The sequence below is a fragment of the Xanthomonas sp. SHU 199 genome (assembly GCF_000364665.1).
Classification (GTDB): Bacteria; Pseudomonadota; Gammaproteobacteria; order Xanthomonadales; family Xanthomonadaceae; genus Xanthomonas_A; species Xanthomonas_A sontii.
In genome coordinates, this window is the sequence record NZ_AQOI01000214.1 from 1 (window position 1) to 15,705 (window position 15,705).

Here is a 15,705-nt window from a genome sequence, read left to right on the forward strand (position 1 = left end):
GTCGCGCAGCAGCTTGGCGTGCGCCTCGTCGTCGGACATGTGCCGGCTGGAGAACACCAGCCCGCACCCGACCCGGTGCTGGAGCGCGATATGCCAGCGCCACCCGGCCTCGTGCGCGATGGCACGGGTATACGGCACCGGCGGCGCGACCGCCTCGGTCTGCACCGCCACGGCGCGATCGCTGGGCAACCACTCGCGCCAGTCCTCGTAACCGGTGTGCAGGGTCTGTTCGGTCAGCAGGCCGCGGAAGCCGGTGCAGTCGATGAACAGATCGCCCTCGATCACCTGCCCGTCTTCCAGCAGCAGCGACGCGACCGAACCGTCGTGCGCATGTTGCCGCACCTCGCGGATCTGCCCTTCCAGCCGGCGCAGGCCGTAGCCTTCGGCCTTCTTGCGGAGGAACTTCGCATAGAGCGCGGCATCGAAGTGATAGGCGTAGTTGACCTGCGGCTGGGTCTCCAGCGAGAACCGGTCCGCACGCGAGGCCACGCTCTCCAGGCAGAAATCGCCCAGGTCCGACGGCATGCCGCGGCGCAGGCTGTCCAGCCAGAAATGATGGAACGGCGTGGCCCAGGTGCCCTGCCCGATCGTGCCGAACGGATGGATGAAGCGATCGCCGGGGCGGCGCCAGTGCTCGAACGAGATCGACAGCTTGAACGTGCCGGCCACGGCGCGCAGGAACTCCTGCTCGTCGATCTGCAGGAAGCGGTGGAAGGTGCGGATCGGCGGCACGGTCGACTCGCCGACGCCCACGGTGCCGATCTGCTCGGACTCCACCAGGGTGATGTCCAGGCGATCGCGGAACTGGTGCGCCAGCGCGCAGCCGGCCAGCCAGCCCGCGGTGCCGCCGCCGGCGATGACGACCTTGCGGATGCGTCCGTCCGTTGTGGTGGCAAGGTTCAAGGCGATGCTCCCATCAGCGATTCAGCCGCGCCAGCAACTGCGCGCGCACCCGGCGTGCCCGTGCCTCGTCGAACGGGGCCAGTTCGCCCCGGGCGGCCTCGGGCAGGTGCTGGCCTGCGCGTTCGCCGGGGCCGAACACGTAGTAGTCGAAAAGCTTGGCCCAGGCCTGCTTCTCGCGCGCCGGCAGATCGCGCAACGCCCACATCGCGTGCTGCAACGCCGTCAGCGGCGAGGGCAGGAACGCCGGCGCACTGCGCCACCAGTAGTTCACCAGCACGTTGAACGGCGCGAGGCTGCGTACGTGGTGCCACCACATGCTGGGGATGAACAGCGCATCGCCCGGCTCCAGCTCGGCGTGCCGTGCGCTGGCCAGCGCATCGCGGAAACGCGGATAACGCGCGAAGTCGGGGCGGTCGACATCCACCACGCTGACCACCTGGCCGCCAGGCGTCGGCTCCAGCGGCCCCGGATACAGGTTGTCGATCTGCTCGGGCGGAAACAGGGTGACGCGGCGCCGGCCCACGGCACAGCAGGCCAGGTTGTCCGGCATGTCGAAATGGCAGGACGCCGTGACCCGGTTGCCGATCCAGATGCTCGGCGGCGCATCGACGCCCTGCCCGGCCAGGCCGGCGTCGTTGGCCTGCGCGAACCCCGGCAGCGCCCGCGCGATCGGCAGCGACGCGACATAGTAGGTGGGCGGCCGCGGATCCTCGAAGGTCGCGGCGATCGCCTCCAGCACCTGCGTGAGCGTTCCGCGGCGGACCTCGAAATTCAACTGGGTGAAATCGGCGTTGTAGAACGGGCGTCCTTCGATCCCGGGCTCGCCGAAGGAATACGGAACGGGCACGCCCGCCTCGAAGCTGCGCAGGTAGGCCATTGCGTCCTGCGTGGAGCGTAGTCCGGCCTGCACCAGTCCCCAGTCGCGCGCGATGCCGCGCAACACCACCGGCTCCCCGGCCGCCACCAGCGCCTGCAGTGGCAATGCAGTGGGTTGCACGCCTTCCAGTGTCCGCATGGCTGCGCCGTCCGGCACGCTCAGTTCCTGCCTGCCGCGCCGGCGGCATCCTGCAGGCGCAGGCGTCGCTGCTTCTCGGCGATCAGGCGGCGCATGTTGTGCAGCGAGGCCAGCATCAGATACGCGCCTTCCAGATAGCCGGCGCGGTTGAGCGCGGCCAGCGCGGCGCCGTCCAGTTGGGCCAGGCGCTCACGGTCGATCGCGTGCAGGCCGTTCACGCCGACGCGGTGCTGCGCATCGAGCTGCACGTCGAGCGCCACCGGCTGGATCAGCCCGTGTGCATCGAGCGCGGCGAACATGTCCGCACCGAAGGCACTGCCCTCGTGGATGCCGCGCAGCACCTTGGCGATGTGGTCGAGATAGGGCGTGTTGCCGCCCTGCGGCAGGAATACCGGCTCGCCCTGCAGCGCCGTCACCCGCGGATGCTCCATGTCCACGTGCAGCACCGCGTCCTCGGTCAGCACGCCATCGACCCGCTGCTCCTGGAACCCGATCAGGAACGGCCCCTTGGCCGCCGCCCCGGGGAGATAGGAGGCCATCCAGCGCCGGTCCTGCAGGAACAGGTTTTCGTGCTGCTCGAACCCAAGCAGCGCCACCGACTGCCAGGCGCCGTCCGTCGGATCCTTGCGCAGGAAGATCGGATACTCCCGCTGCAGCTCGGCGTACTCGCTGGGGTAGGCCGGCACCATCCCCACCGCGTCGCCGAACTCCGGACCGAAGTCGGTGGCCACGCGCAGGTCGCGATGGGCGATGTTGTTGAGCATCTCGTAACGCGGCATGGTGATGCGCACTCCCCTCTGGAGCCCGGCACGGGGCGCCGCCGCAATCGCAGCGGCGCCCGTGGCGACATGCGAAGAGAACCTCTCCGCCTTGTTCAGAACTTGTAGCGAACGCCCAGCATATAACGCGGGCTCTGGTCGGCCAGCTTCACGATCATCTTCGAGGTGCGCGAGCGCCAGCGTACGTCCTCGCCGGTCAGGTTGATCGCCTCCAGCCCGAACGACCAGTGATCGTTCAACGTGTAGTTCACGCTGAGATCCCACTGCTCGTAGGGTTCCACATAGTACGGGTTGCGGCTGGTGCCCTGGTTGGCCAGGATCAGGTACTGGTCGCGCCAGTTCCAGGCCAGGCGCACCGACCAGCCGTACTTTTCGTACATCAGCACCGCGTTGGCGGTGTCGCTCAGGCCGGTGAGCGCGAACTGGTCGATGCCCGGGTCGCCACCGTTGTCGTAGCCGACGTCGCCCTTGACGATGGTGTAGTTGGCGAGGATGCCGAACCCGGTGTCGCCGAGGAAGTACTGCCCGCCGAGCTCCCAGCCGTGCAGCTTGGCCTGGTTCTGGTTGATCGGACGGTTGACGTTGAACTCGTACAGCGGATCGTCGGCCTCGCCGTAGAGATCGTAGGCGGCTTCGGTCGCCAGCACCTGCGCGCCAGTGCCGTTGTAGGCGGCCAGGCCGGCCGGGTTGTTGCGCAGCAGGGCCAGCGCGGTGAACAGCGAGGTGTCGTTGGCCGAGCAGGCCGCCGCATTGGCCGGGCCGACCTGGGCGAGGCAGGCACCGCTGGTGAGGAACGCCAGCGCCGACTTCGCGTCCGGACCCGAGGTGGGATCGCGCAGGCCGTACAGATTCTCCTGCACGACGGTGTTGCCGATGAAGTTGTTGACCGACTTGTTCCAGTACGTCACCGACAGGTAGCTCGCATCGGCGAAGTACCACTCCAGCGCCAGGTCGAGGTTGTCGGACTCCAGCGGCTTCAGCGACGGATTCTGCGCGTTGCCGCTGGCCCGCGAGGACGGATCGATCAGCACCGAGCCGAAAGGCTGCTGCGCCCCGGGGCCGGCATACAGATTGCCGATCGGCGCGCGCGCGATGCTCTTGCCGAAGGAGACGCGGCCTTTCAGCATATCGGTGAGGTCGATGCTGAAATCCAGGTTGGGCAGGATGTAGCTGTACGTGGTCTTCTCGCTGAACGGCTGCTGCTCGTTGGACAGCACCACGCGGAAGTCGTTGTTGGACTGCCACTCGATCGCCTCTGGTGTGGCGATGATCGAGGTCGACACCACGTCGGTGGTTTCGTAGCGCACGCCGAGCCGGGTATTGGTGCGCCGACCGGCCAGCTCGCCATCCAGTTCCACCTGGAAATACGCCGAGCGGGTCTTTTCCTCCACGAAGTTGTCGGCGGCGCGCTGCGGGCTCACGCCCAGGCCGACGCCGTACTGGCTGGCCGCCCATTCCGCCAGCCGGCCCGCATCGCCGCGCCATGCCGGCCAACTCGTCCCGCCGTAGTCATGGAACAGGCCGATGATGTTGACCGGCTGCATCAGGTTCATCAGGCCGCCGGCGGTATCGCGGTCGACGTTGGCCACGCCCCAGTCGCCCAGCGTGGAGTACGCCTCGGCGGCCTGGATGCGGTGGGTGGTCGACTTGTTGCTGTCCACGCCGAACTGGAAGCGGCCCTGATCGAAGCTCCACTCGCCGTCGATGCGGGCCTGCTTGATCTGGCTGATCTGGCTCTGCGAATTGACCCGCAGCACCTGCGAACCGATCTCGCCCGGCACGAAGCCTGGGTTGACCACGCCGTTGACGTTGGCCGCGGCAGCAGCGTCGCTCGGATACCAGACCTGGGTGCCGATCGGCAGGCCGTTGTTGAAGTTCAGCTCCTGCACCCAGGAGCCGCCGCAGTGCGGCCCGGTGGTGCAGTTGTTGGTGCCGGCGATGCTCATGAACAGGGAGCCGCCGCCGGTCAGCGGATCGTTCGGACGGCTTTCGTTCTTCGAGTCGTGCGCGTCGAAGCTGAGCTTGAGCCGGTCAGTCACGTTCCACACCGCATTCAGACCGAGCGAGCCCAGCTTGTACTTCTGCATGCTGCGCTGCTGCTCGAGGCCGAAATCCTTGGTGCCGGCGATCTCGCGGATGTAGGTCGGCACCGCCACCGCGCCGCTGGTATCGAACGTCACATCGGTGTAGTTGCTGTTCTGCAGCCACATGCCCTGCTCGCCACGATTCTCGGTGATCTCGTTGGTCGAGTAGGTGTAGTCCAGGGTCAGGGTCAGGCTGTCGGTGGGCGCGAACTGCAGCACCGCCTGGCCGTTGACGCGCTCGCGTTCGAACTCGGAGAACGCATAGCGCAGGTCGTTCGGGCGGGCGTACAGCGCGCCGATCTGCGGCGCATTGACCACGGTCGGATTGCCGGGCATCGAGCCGGTCCACGGCTGCACGTTCCAGTAGTTCTCGGTGGCCTGCACCGAGCCACCTTTGCGTTTCTGGTAGCTCGCGCTCACGCCGACGCCGAAGGTCTTGTCCGGATTGCTGTAGCTGAAGATGCCCGACAGTTCCGGGGTGATGTCGTTGTCGAACGGCTGGCTGCGGTCGGAGACGGCCTTGGCGCCGGCACTGGCGACGATGCCCTGGTGGTCGAAGGGGCGCGCGGTCAGGATGTTGATGGTGGCGCCGATGCCGCCGCTGGGCATGTTGGCCTGGCTGGTCTTGTAGACCTCGATGCCATTGATCGCTTCGGCAGCCAGCTGGGCGAAGTTGAAGGCACGAGTGCCGCCGTCGACACCGCCGATGGCGACCTGCCCGGCAGCGCCGAACGCATCGGCGCCCGGCATCTGCCGCCCGTTGAGCGTCACCATGTTGAACTGCGGGCCGAAGCCGCGCGCGGTGACCTGTGCGCCTTCGCCATCGCGCCGTTCGATGGAGATGCCGGTGATGCGCTGCAGCGACTCGGCCAGGTTGGTATCGGGGAACTTGCCGATGTCTTCGGCACTGATGGCATCCACCACGCCCGGGGCGTCGCGCTTGATGTCCATCGCCTGGCTGAGGCTGTTGCGCAGGCCGGTGACCTGGACCGTGTCCAGCTGCGTCGGGCTGCTCTGCGCCTGTTGCTCTGCTGCCGGCGCCGGCGTCGACGCGTCCTGTGCGAATGCGGGATTGATGACCAGGACGCCACCGACGAAGGTGAACATGGCCCTGGATTTGAACTTCGCCAGCGTGCGGCTCATGGACGAGCCCCCAGGTCTGGGCTACGACGAAACATAGAAGCGCTCATGACTCTCCCCTCTGACATGCGATCGATGGATGTACCGCCCCTCCCCTAAGAGGCACGCACGGGCGATGCCCGTCTTCCACGCCGAACATCGCAGCGCGCTCTTCGGTCGCTGCGACTCAAAACTCCGTTTCAGGATTGCCAGACGACGCGCGATAAAGGCTCCCCCCGAGCCCGACTGCCGCTGATTGATAGCGCTATCATCGCGTCACGGCGCAGACTACGCACCCGGGACATCGCTTGTCATCATGCGTCGCAACAAAGGACGGCATTCCTTGAAGAACACCCCCAAAACGACGCGTCGAAGAGCGAACGCCATCACCATCGACGACGTCGCGGCGCATGCGGGCGTCTCGCCGATGACCGTCTCGCGCGTCACCCACGGCCACGCCGGCGTGCGCGAGAGCACGCGCGAGCGGGTGATGCGCAGCGTGCGCGCACTGGACTACCGGCCCAATCCGGCGGCCAGCGCACTGGCCGCCGCGCAGCACACCTGCATCGCGTTGATCTACACCAACCCCAGCTCCAGCTACCTGCGCGAACTGCTGGTCGGCGCGCTGCGCGGTTCCACCCGCGTGGCGGCGCAACTGGTGATCGCCACCTGGGACGGATTGGGTGCGCGTGCGCGCCGCGAGGCCGCACGCACGCTCTGCAGCAGCGTGGCCGGCGTGCTGCTCCCGGCGCCCTTGTGCGAATCGAAGGCCATCGTCGCCGTGTTCGTCGACGCCGGAATTCCCGTCGTCTCCATTGCGTCGAGCCGTTTCAGCGACAGGCTGTCCTGCGTGCACATCGACGACCGCCGCGCCAGCCATGACATGGTGTCGCACCTGATCGCGCACGGGCATACCCGCATCGGCTACATCACCGGCGACCCGAACCAGACCGCGAGTGCGCACCGCTGGCAGGGTTATCGGGATGCCCTGGCCGATGCGGGCATCGACTACGACGCCGCGCTCGTGCAGCCGGGCGACTTCACCTATCGCGCCGGACTCGAGGCCGCGGAGCGGCTGTTGGCCCTGCAGCCGCGCCCCACTGCGATTTTCGCGAGCAACGACGACATGGCCTCGGCGGTGGTGTCGGTGGCGCATCGCCGCCGCCTGAAGGTGCCGGAGGATCTGTCGGTGGTGGGGTTCGACGACACCTCGGCGTCGACGATGGTGTGGCCGGAGCTGACGACCATCCATCAACCGGTGGCGGACATGACCGACACGGCCATCGATCTGCTGCTGCGGGAGATCCGGCAGGGGGCCGGTTCGGAGCGCGCTTATGTCGATCATGTTGTGCCGCATCGGCTGGTCGCGCGCGATTCCGTTTCGCGGCCGCTGGTGGGTCGCTAGCTTCCTATCGTCGGGCGCGGACTGGGGGAGAACGTCGAGGAACGTCCGCGCCTCATGCGCGTCGCACAACTGCACCATCAGTCAGTACTGCCGTTGCTCTTGCTCGTGCTGTTGCTCTTGCTGTTGCAGTGGCTTTGGCTTTTGACTTGCCGGGTCCCCTTCCGAAGCGGCGGCCATCGCGGGGAAAAACCCGAAGGGCGGCGCACACAAGGACGTGCGCCGTCCGCGGCAGGGGCAGGATGCCCCTTCCGCGGATCCCCGTGATGGACGCGGACCCGGAGCGCGCTAGCGCGGAGGGCGCGAGGCAGGGTGTGCTTTCTTTTGGTTACTTTTCTTTGCACAAGCAAAGAAAAGTAACTCGCCGCCAGGCGAAAGCTTTGCTCTTGCACCTGCTCCTACGGCGGCGGCTGGATTGTAGGAGCGGCTTCAGCCGCGACAGCGAGAGTCCGTTGTGTCTGTCGCGGCTGAAGCCGCTCCTACAGATCTTCTCGTCCGACAGACAAACTTCAAGCAACGGCAGCAGCAACAGCAAAGGCTTTAAAGGCTTTCGCCCTTTCGGGCGAGTTACTTTTCTTTGCTCGCGCAAAGAAAAGGTAACCAAAAGAAAGCGCGCCCTGCCTTGCGCCCTCCGCGCTGCGCGCTCCGGGTCCGCGAACCAGACGGGATCCGCGGAAGGGGCATCCTGCCCCTGCCGCGGACGGCGTACATCCATGTACGCCGCCCTTCGGGTTTTTCCCCGCGCTGTCCGCCGCTTCGGAAGGGAACCCGGTAAGTCAAAAGCCAGAACAACAGCAACAACAGAAGCAAGAGCAAGAGCAAGAGCAGGAGCAGGAGCAGGAGCAACAGCGACAGCGACAGCGACAGCGACAGCAACCGCAACCGCAACCGTAACGGCAACGGCAACGGCAACGGATCAGCTTGCGTGAGTGCAGAACAGGCACTCACGACACAACACCCATACCACCGCCCACAGGTCACCAGCACAGACATCACCCACCATCCACTGCATCGGCCTAGTTGCCGGCAAGCCAACGGCACTAGCGCATGCCATCCGCCTCGCAACTGCGCTACCGTTCACCCATGGCGCGTCCATCGCGCCCATGCCGCCCCGGAGATGCCCATGCCCCTGCTCCATCGGTCCCCTGCCGCGCCAGTGCACGCCAGCCGCCACCGCGCCTGGCGCATCGGCCTGGCCCTGCTGTGTGCCCTGATCGCCGCGCCCGGCATGGCCGCCGACAACGCCGTCGTGCCCGCGCTGCAGCGCGCGCAGCAGCTGATCCTGGTGCTGGCGCCGGACTGGGACAGCCCGCAGGGCAAACTGCAGGCGTTCGAACGCGACGCGCAAGGCTGGCGCGCGCAGGGCAAGGCCTTCGACGTGAGCCTCGGCCGCCACGGCAGCGCCTGGGGCCTGGGCCTGCATCCGGCGCAGGACGACGGCCCGCAGAAACGCGAAGGCGACGGTCGCAGCCCGGCCGGGGTGTTCACCATCGGCGAGGCCTTCGGCTACGCACCGCGCATCGACAGCGCCATGCCCTACCAAGCGATGCAGCAGAGCAACTACTGCATCGATGTGCCCGGTTCGCCGCTGTACAACCAGATCGTCGATGCCGACAAGGTCGGCAAGGACGCGGTCGCCGGGTCCACCGAACCGATGCGCCTGGACCTGCAACACGCCGGCGACCAGCGTTACCGCGAAGGCTTCGTGATCCAGCACAACGCGCAGGCCACGCCCGGCGCCGGCAGCTGCATCTTCGCCCACCTGTGGCGCGCCCCGGGCGCGCCCACCGCCGGCTGCACCGCGATGCAGCCGGCCGACATGCGGGGGCTGCTGGCGTGGCTGCGGCCGTCCGCCGCGCCGCTGTTCGTGCTGTTGCCGCGCAGTGCCTACCAGCGCCTTCGGGCCGACTGGGCATTGCCGGCCGTGGAGCCGGCATCGTGAGCCAGGCACCCGCGCCCGGGCTGGTGCGTGCGGTCAGCCGCTGGCAGATCGTCGGGCTGTCGATCAACGACGTGATCGGCAGCGGCATCTACCTGCTGCCCGCGGCCACCGCTGCCTTGCTGGGGCCGCTGAGCCTGTGGGCGGTGCTGCTGGCCGGTGTGGCGGTGGCGCTGCTGGTGCTGTGTTACGCGCAGGCGGCCAGCTACTTCGACGAGCCAGGCGGCAGCTATCTGTATGCGCGCGAGGCGTTCGGCCGCTTCGCCGGCTTCGAGATCGGCTGGATGATCTGGCTGACCCGGATCAGTTCGGCAGCGGCGCTGAGCAACGGGCTGGCCGATGCGGTGGTGCGCTTCTGGCCGGCCGCGGCCGGGGGCGGCGCGCGCCTGGCCATCGTGATCGGCTCGCTCGGCCTGCTCACCGCGATCAACGTGATCGGGGTGAAGTCGGCCGCGCGCACCGGCGTGGCGCTGGTGATCGGCAAGCTGGTACCGCTGCTGCTGTTCGTGGCGATCGGCGTGTTCTACGTGGACTGGTCGTGGGCGTTCTCGGGCAAGACCCCGGACCCGCACGATGTCGGCAACCTCGGCGAGGCGGCGTTGCTGCTGCTGTTCGCGTACGCCGGCTTCGAGAACATCCCGGCCGCCGCGGGCGAGTACCGCAATCCGCGCCGCGACGTGCCGTTCGCGCTGATCACCATGATCGTCACCGTCACCCTGATCTACGCCGCGGTGCAGGTGGTGGCGCAGGGCACGCTGCCCAACGTGGCGCAATCGGCGACGCCGCTGGCCGATGCCGCCAGCGGCTTCGGTGGCGAAGCGCTGGCGCTGATCCTCACCGTCGGCGCCACCATCTCCATCCTCGGCACCACCAGCAACACGGTGATGCTGGGGCCGCGCTTCCTGTTCGCGCTGGCCAAGGACGGCTACGGCCCGGCGTTCCTGGCGCGGGTGCATCCGCGCTTCCGCACGCCGGCCGCGGCGATCCTGCTGCAAGGCGTGCTGTCGCTGGCGTTGGCCCTGTCCGGCTCGTTCGTGCAACTGGCGCTGCTGTCGATGGTCACCCGCCTGTTCGCCTACATCGGCACCGCCGCGGCGGTGCTGGTGCTGGCACGGCGCTATCGCGATCGGCCCGGCGCGCTGCGGCTGCCGGGCGGGCCGTTGATCCCGCTCGCGGCGCTGTTGCTGGCGCTGGCGCTGCTGCTCAGCGCCAGCTGGCAGAACCTGGCCGCCGCGGGCGTGGCGCTGCTGGTGGGCGCGCTGTTCTATCGGTTCCCGCGCAAGGACGCGGCGTGAACGCCTTCACGCCGCCTTGCGCGCAGGTCACGCGCGGATAACCGCGACGCCCGGACGCTGGATGCCCACCAGCAAGGGTCGCCCGCCATGAAACGACGCCGCGTCTACAGCGCTCCGGATCTGCCCACCGCGACGCGTGCGCTGCAGGCCGCGCGCAGCGCCGGTCTCGACAACGACGATCTGTCGCTGGTCGCGCGCGGCGACATCGAGCTGGACGCCATCCCCGACGACCGCAAGGAAGGCAAGACCGACACCGTGCCGGCCGCGGCGCGCGGCGCCCTGGGCGGCGGCGCCGCCGGCCTGCTGGCCGGGCTGGCGGCGATCGCGGTGCCGCCGCTGGGCATCACCCTGGCCGGCGCAGGGGTCATGGCCATCGCCGGCGCCCTGGTCGGCAGTTGGTCCTCGGCGCTGGTCGGATCCACCGTGCCCGACCCGGTACGGCGCAACTTCGAAGAGGAAATCGAGGCCGGACGCATCCTGGTGGTGATCGAAGGCGAACCGGACCAGTTGGATGCCGCCGATGCGCCGCTGCGCGCGGTCGGCACCACGGCCTTGCCTTACGAAGCGGCGGCTGCCGCGCACTGACATCACGCCAGCTAGGCCAGGCCTGGCGCGAGACGCTCTCCGTTGCGCAGTTCCGTACTGACGCGGCGGCACGGCCCGAAGGCCCGCCGCCATTGCGTCGTCATCGTCAGGCGGCTGGCGTCAGCGACCGCATGCGTGCCAACAGACCCGCGGCATACACCAGCCCGTAGGCGATCAGCGCCGCGGCGATGCTCATGGTCAGCGGACTGGCGTTCTGCAGGGTTTCCGCGCTGCCGCCGGCGAACGCCCCGCTGGCCCAGCGCCAGGCCAGGCGCCCGAGCAACAGCACGCTCAGCGCCGCGCCGATCCACGGATTGGGCGTGTACCAGCGCGCGCCGTCCTGCAGTTCGATGCGGGTGTGGTGCAGGGCGAAGCCGCCCAACGCGGCGCCGCCCACGGCGCCCAGCGCCATGCCCAGGCGCACGGCGGGCAACTGGACGGCCAGCCAGGTCAGCAGGACCGCGACCAGCAGCAGGAACCCCAGCCGCACGCCGGTGCGCCGCGGCTGCCAGGGCTGGCGGCCGAAATAGCGGCGGATGCGTCGGTAATACAGCCAGCCGACGCCGGCGGTGGCCAGGTACGGGGTCAACAAGGCGATGCCGTTGGCGGCCATGGGATTTGCCGGAAGAGAGGGGGCGTAGCGGCGGATCGTAAGCCACCCTGAGCGCCGGCGCAGCCTGCCAGAAGGCATGAATGTTTCATATCGCGATCACGCCGCGCAGGGGCGGGTTTAACGCCGGCGTGGCTAGCGTGGAGCGCATTCATCGCCCACGGAGAACCATCATGAGCGTTCCGTATCAGATTCCCGGCCGTGCGCCCAACGACGAGGACCGCAACAGCGTCTCGCAATACTGGCGCGATCGTTTCGCCGACGAGCCCTATTACAGCGAAGGCGAGCGGTTCGAGGACTACGAGCCCGCCTACCACGCCGGCCACGAGGCGCGCATCCGCGACTTCAACCGCGCCTACGAGCAGGTGGAAGCGGAACTGCACCGCGACTGGGACAACAACAAAGGTTCGCAGACGCTGAGCTGGAGCAAGGCCCGCCACGCGGTGCGTCGCGCCTGGGAGCGTGCCGGCAATCACCAGGAGTGAATCAGACAACGTCGCTTGGCGGCATATTGCCGCCGAGGACGCCGCGAGTCACGCCGCGCCTTGCAGTCTATGCGACGATCCTGCGTCATCCTCCCCTGAACAAGCCTGCATTGACCCCCAAGTAAAACGCGATGTTCGCGCACATCAAGCCAACGGAAGCTACAGAACTCCAGTAGCCAATCCGCCACTCTTCCTTGGCAGCGGACTTTCGCAGAATATAAAGAGAAGCAAAGGTGAGCCCGACAATTGCCGACTGAAACGCGATCTGCCGATCTGGCGCGATGCGGATTGGCAATGGGCGGCAGCAGACAACCTCAGCGATATCCCTGAATGCAAAAAGCGTCACCCAGCTAAACATGGCCAGAAGCAAAGCGGAGCAAACGAGAATCGTCAGTGCAACGCAGTTGATCAAGACGGCGTTCCTGGATGCAGACATCTAAACCTCAGTTTCTGAGCGCGTGGGGTCGAGGCGCTCTCCCACAAATCGTGTTGTCAGGCGGCAGCAATATACTTTCCGCCACGCATTCTTCAGCCTTCGCAAGAGCATGGAACTTTGCTGCTTCCAGGCATGAACGAGTGCCAGGCAGCGACGTAACCGTCGCTGCCTGGCGCGTGCTTCAACTCTCCAGCGGCTGCAACTTCAGCAACCGCCCACCGGCGCCATCCTCCAGCAGCCACAGCGCGCCATCCGGCCCCTGCTCCACCTCGCGGATGCGCTTGCCCATGTCGTAGCGGGCGGCCTCGCGTGCGGTCTCGCCGTTGAACTCGATCCGCACCAGCGACTGCGAGGACAGGCCGCCGATGAAGCCATTGCCGCGCCACTGCGGGAAGCGGCTGCCGTTGTAGATGACGAAGCCGGCCGGCGAGATCACCGGCGTCCAGCTCACCTTGGGCGCGGCGAATTCCGGGCGCGTGCTGTGATCGGGAATCGGGCGGCCATCGTAATGGTCGCCGTTGGACACGATCGGATAGCCGTAGTTGGCGCCGCGCTGGATCAGGTTCAGCTCGTCGCCGCCGGCCGGGCCCATTTCGTGTTCCCACAACCGGCCGTTGGCGTCGAAGGCCAGACCGAGCACGTTGCGGTGGCCCAGCGACCACACCTGCGCGGCGACGCCGCCGCGGTTGGCGAACGGATTGTCGGCCGGCACGCTACCGTCGTCGTTGAGACGCACGATCTTGCCCAGGTTGCCGCTCATGTCCTGCGCCGGATCGAACTTCTGCCGCTCGCTGGAACTGATCCACAGCTTGCCGTCCGGGCCGAACGCCAGCCGATGGCCGAAGTGGCCGTTGCCGGACACCTTGGGCTGCTGCCGCCAGATCACCTGCTGTTGGGACAGGCTGCCGCCGCCGCTGCTGTCCAGGGTCAGCTTGGCGCGCATCACCGCCGCGCCGCGGGTATCGCCGCTGCCGGGTTCGGCGTAGCTCAGGTAGACCCAGCCGTTCTTGGCGAAGCCCGGATGCGCCAGCACGTCGCCGAGACCGCCCTGGCCGCCGTACGCCACGGTGGGGACGCCGCTGACCGTGCCGGTATGGCCGCTGACCGGATCGATGCGCTTGAGCGTGCCGCCTTTCTCGCTGATCAAGGCGGTGCCATCGGGCAGGAAGCTCATCGCCCACGGTTCGTTGAAGGTGGCGACCGGGGTCGCCGAGAACGGCCAGTCGCCGCGCCGCTCGGCCGCCGTGTCGGCAGGGGCGGCGTGCGCCGCAGAGATCGCCAGGCCCATGGCCAGCGCGCAAGCCAAACCCAAGGGAGTTCGCATGACGTGCACCTATCGGTTGGGGTCGAATCCCGAACCTAGCAGAGCCCGCGTGCACGGCAAGCATGCCGCGGCCAAGCCGTGGTCGCGGTCACGACGGCAGCGGTCTGCCCGCCCGGGGCAGCGCGCCAGAGCGGATCACTCCAGCGGAGGCGGCAGCGTCTGCCCGACGTGGCGCTTGCCGCCTTGACCGGCCCCCACCGCATCGCGGGTGTTCTTCTGCACCGCCACTGCACCGAACAGGCTAAGCGCGAAGGCCATGGCATAGAAGCCTTTCTCGCTCAGCAACAAGGTTGCATTGAACAGACCGACTGCCAACAGCACCAGCGCCGCGATCACCGAGAACCAGCAGATCGAGTAATACAACCCACTCACCGGAATGTCCTCGACGCGGTCGCGCACGCTCTTTTGCAGCGAGACCGCGGAGAACAGGCCGAACAGCAGGACCGTGAAGTAATAGCCCTTCTCGTTCAACATCATTTCGGCATTCCACAAGCCGATCAGGAACCCGCCCGTGCCCAGCAGCAACGCCCCCCAGGAGGCAGCGATAAAGGCGGCGGAGGTCTTGGGCGCAGCTTGCATGAGAAATTCCTTGTGATGAGGGAAGACCAGGATCGGCGCATGGGCGAGGCGCAGCGCGCATCCCGACAACGCAACCTGAATGCATAAGGTAGAGGAAAGCGGCGAGTTACGCACCCGATCACAGTGGATGCCGCGCCGCACCCGCCGTAGACGCCTGCAGCAGGCCGCATCGGAACGCTTCCGCAGATGCAGGCGGCGTCACGCCGCGTCCTGCATGGAAGGCCGGGAACGCAGGCCGCAGGCAGGAAGCCGACGCGACGAGCACACGCGCCAGCACCCACGACACGCGTCCGTTGCCCCACAGGGGCACGCCAGACCATGAAAGTGGCTGCAAGAGCAGCCAGCGCGCGTCCTCCGGGCGGCATGGCGCTGCCTCCGGATCGGGGCGATCCGCGCGGCCGAATCACCATCGGCGTCACGCCCACATCGGCGACGGCTGTCGCTGCGCCCGGCTCAGCCGGGCAGCAGCTCGAAGGCCACCGGCTCGCCGCTGCCCGAGGACGCGCACACCCACAGGTCGAACAGGCCCGGCTCGGCCGCGCACTGTCCGTCGCGGCCGGTGAAGGCCAGCGCGTGGCGGTCGAGGGTGAAGCGGACCTCCATGCCCTCGCCCGCGGCCAGCCGCACCTTGCGGAACGCCTTCAACTCGCGCACCGGGCGCACCCGGCTGGCGACGCGGTCGTGGATGTACAACTGCACCACTTCCTCGCCTTCACGCTCGCCGACGTTGTCGATGCGCGTGGTCACGGTCAGGGTGTCGTCCCAGCCGACCTGGGTGCGGTCGAGCTGCGGCGCGCCATAGGCGAACTGGGTATAGCCGAGGCCGTGGCCGAACGGATACAGCGGCGCGTTCGGCACCTCGCGCCAGCGCGACTTGAACTCGCTCATCGTCGGCAGTTCCGGCCGGCCGGTGCGCGGGTGATTGTAGAAGTACGGCTGCTGCCCGGCATCGAGCGGGAAGCTCACCGGCAGGCGCGCGGACGGGTTGTAGTCGCCGAACAGCACGTCGGCCACCGCCGGGCCGGTCTGCGTGCCCAGGTACCAGGTCACCGCGATCGCCGCGGCGTCGCGCACCGCGCCCTGCAGCGCCAGCGCGCGGCCGTTGCGCAGCAGCACCACCAGCGGCGTGCCGGTGGCGGCGACCGCCTCA

General features: G+C 67.9%; 14 protein-coding genes. 5 read left to right on the forward strand and 9 right to left on the reverse strand.

Annotation, left to right across the window (positions count from 1 at the left end; all coding sequences use genetic code 11):
* The 4 genes from D183_RS0108700 to D183_RS0108715 all read right to left on the reverse strand — a co-directional run.
* Window positions 1-903: tryptophan halogenase family protein (locus D183_RS0108700; protein WP_017908664.1), on the reverse strand; the 903-nt coding region annotated here is incomplete at its 3' end.
* A 13-nt stretch (window positions 904-916) separates the two neighbouring features.
* Window positions 917-1,918 (reverse strand): cupin-like domain-containing protein, encoded by a 1,002-nt coding sequence (locus D183_RS0108705; RefSeq protein ID WP_026144315.1) that lies wholly within the window; start codon window positions 1,916-1,918, stop codon window positions 917-919.
* Window positions 1,919-1,938: 20 nt separating this feature from the next.
* On the reverse strand, window positions 1,939-2,697 hold the full coding sequence (locus D183_RS0108710) for a SapC family protein (RefSeq protein WP_026143348.1): 759 nt from the start codon (window positions 2,695-2,697) through the stop codon (window positions 1,939-1,941).
* A gap of 95 nt (window positions 2,698-2,792) precedes the next feature.
* The gene (locus D183_RS0108715) at window positions 2,793-5,924 is read right to left on the reverse strand and encodes a TonB-dependent receptor (RefSeq protein WP_017908667.1); all 3,132 of its coding nucleotides are present in this window, start codon (window positions 5,922-5,924) and stop codon (window positions 2,793-2,795) included.
* Between the two features lie 403 nt (window positions 5,925-6,327).
* Between D183_RS0108715 and D183_RS0108720 the strand changes: the two genes are divergently transcribed.
* The 4 genes from D183_RS0108720 (at window position 6,328) to D183_RS0108740 (ending at window position 11,121) form a co-directional block, all read left to right on the forward strand.
* Window positions 6,328-7,305 carry a LacI family DNA-binding transcriptional regulator gene (locus D183_RS0108720; RefSeq protein WP_017908668.1) on the forward strand — a complete coding sequence of 326 codons (978 nt, stop codon included), beginning with the start codon at window positions 6,328-6,330 and terminating at the stop codon, window positions 7,303-7,305.
* A 1,120-nt stretch (window positions 7,306-8,425) separates the two neighbouring features.
* Window positions 8,426-9,244 carry a L,D-transpeptidase family protein gene (locus D183_RS0108730; RefSeq protein ID WP_039726655.1) on the forward strand — a complete coding sequence of 273 codons (819 nt, stop codon included), beginning with the start codon at window positions 8,426-8,428 and terminating at the stop codon, window positions 9,242-9,244.
* Window positions 9,241-10,536: an APC family permease gene (locus D183_RS0108735; RefSeq protein ID WP_017908671.1), complete on the forward strand. Its 1,296-nt coding sequence runs from the start codon at window positions 9,241-9,243 to the stop codon at window positions 10,534-10,536. The genes D183_RS0108730 and D183_RS0108735 overlap by 4 nt, the downstream gene beginning before the upstream one ends.
* 87 nt (window positions 10,537-10,623) lie before the next feature.
* The gene (locus D183_RS0108740; protein ID WP_017908672.1) at window positions 10,624-11,121 is read left to right on the forward strand and encodes a hypothetical protein; all 498 of its coding nucleotides are present in this window, start codon (window positions 10,624-10,626) and stop codon (window positions 11,119-11,121) included.
* Between the two features lie 106 nt (window positions 11,122-11,227).
* Here the strand turns inward: D183_RS0108740 and D183_RS0108745 are convergent, their stop codons facing one another.
* Window positions 11,228-11,734 carry a hypothetical protein gene (locus tag D183_RS0108745; protein ID WP_017908673.1) on the reverse strand — a complete coding sequence of 169 codons (507 nt, stop codon included), beginning with the start codon at window positions 11,732-11,734 and terminating at the stop codon, window positions 11,228-11,230.
* A 170-nt stretch (window positions 11,735-11,904) separates the two neighbouring features.
* Between D183_RS0108745 and D183_RS0108750 the strand changes: the two genes are divergently transcribed.
* A complete protein-coding gene (locus D183_RS0108750; RefSeq protein WP_017908674.1) occupies window positions 11,905-12,216 on the forward strand; it encodes a hypothetical protein in 312 nt (103 codons plus the stop codon).
* 85 nt (window positions 12,217-12,301) lie between these two features.
* On the opposite strand, the gene D183_RS27425 is transcribed toward D183_RS0108750, so the two are convergent.
* The 4 genes from D183_RS27425 to D183_RS0108765 form a co-directional block, all read right to left on the reverse strand.
* Window positions 12,302-12,628, reverse strand: coding sequence for a hypothetical protein (locus tag D183_RS27425; RefSeq protein WP_157835196.1), 327 nt, complete (start codon window positions 12,626-12,628; stop codon window positions 12,302-12,304).
* Window positions 12,629-12,833: 205 nt separating this feature from the next.
* The gene (locus D183_RS0108755; protein ID WP_039726658.1) at window positions 12,834-13,976 is read right to left on the reverse strand and encodes a PQQ-dependent sugar dehydrogenase; all 1,143 of its coding nucleotides are present in this window, start codon (window positions 13,974-13,976) and stop codon (window positions 12,834-12,836) included.
* Between the two features lie 135 nt (window positions 13,977-14,111).
* On the reverse strand, window positions 14,112-14,555 hold the full coding sequence (gene yiaA, locus D183_RS0108760; RefSeq protein ID WP_017908676.1) for an inner membrane protein YiaA: 444 nt from the start codon (window positions 14,553-14,555) through the stop codon (window positions 14,112-14,114).
* A 453-nt stretch (window positions 14,556-15,008) separates the two neighbouring features.
* Window positions 15,009-15,705 (reverse strand): glycoside hydrolase family 3 C-terminal domain-containing protein (locus tag D183_RS0108765; RefSeq protein WP_026144319.1); only part of this gene is annotated, 697 nt, incomplete at its 5' end.

Bases quoted from the DNA above. Each gene is read 5' to 3' on its own strand.
- D183_RS0108705 (WP_026144315.1), bottom strand. From the start codon at position 1,918: ATGCGGACACTGGAAGGCGTGCAACCCACTGCATTGCCACTGCAGGCG.
- D183_RS0108710 (WP_026143348.1), bottom strand. From the start codon at position 2,697: ATGCCGCGTTACGAGATGCTCAACAACATCGCCCATCGCGACCTGCGC.
- D183_RS0108715 (WP_017908667.1), bottom strand. From the start codon at position 5,924: ATGAGCCGCACGCTGGCGAAGTTCAAATCCAGGGCCATGTTCACCTTC.
- D183_RS0108720 (WP_017908668.1), top strand. From the start codon at position 6,328: ATGACCGTCTCGCGCGTCACCCACGGCCACGCCGGCGTGCGCGAGAGC.
- D183_RS0108730 (WP_039726655.1), top strand. From the start codon at position 8,426: ATGCCCCTGCTCCATCGGTCCCCTGCCGCGCCAGTGCACGCCAGCCGC.
- D183_RS0108740 (WP_017908672.1), top strand. From the start codon at position 10,624: ATGAAACGACGCCGCGTCTACAGCGCTCCGGATCTGCCCACCGCGACG.
- D183_RS0108745 (WP_017908673.1), bottom strand. From the start codon at position 11,734: ATGGCCGCCAACGGCATCGCCTTGTTGACCCCGTACCTGGCCACCGCC.
- D183_RS0108750 (WP_017908674.1), top strand. From the start codon at position 11,905: ATGAGCGTTCCGTATCAGATTCCCGGCCGTGCGCCCAACGACGAGGAC.
- D183_RS0108755 (WP_039726658.1), bottom strand. From the start codon at position 13,976: ATGCGAACTCCCTTGGGTTTGGCTTGCGCGCTGGCCATGGGCCTGGCG.
- yiaA (WP_017908676.1), bottom strand. From the start codon at position 14,555: ATGCAAGCTGCGCCCAAGACCTCCGCCGCCTTTATCGCTGCCTCCTGG.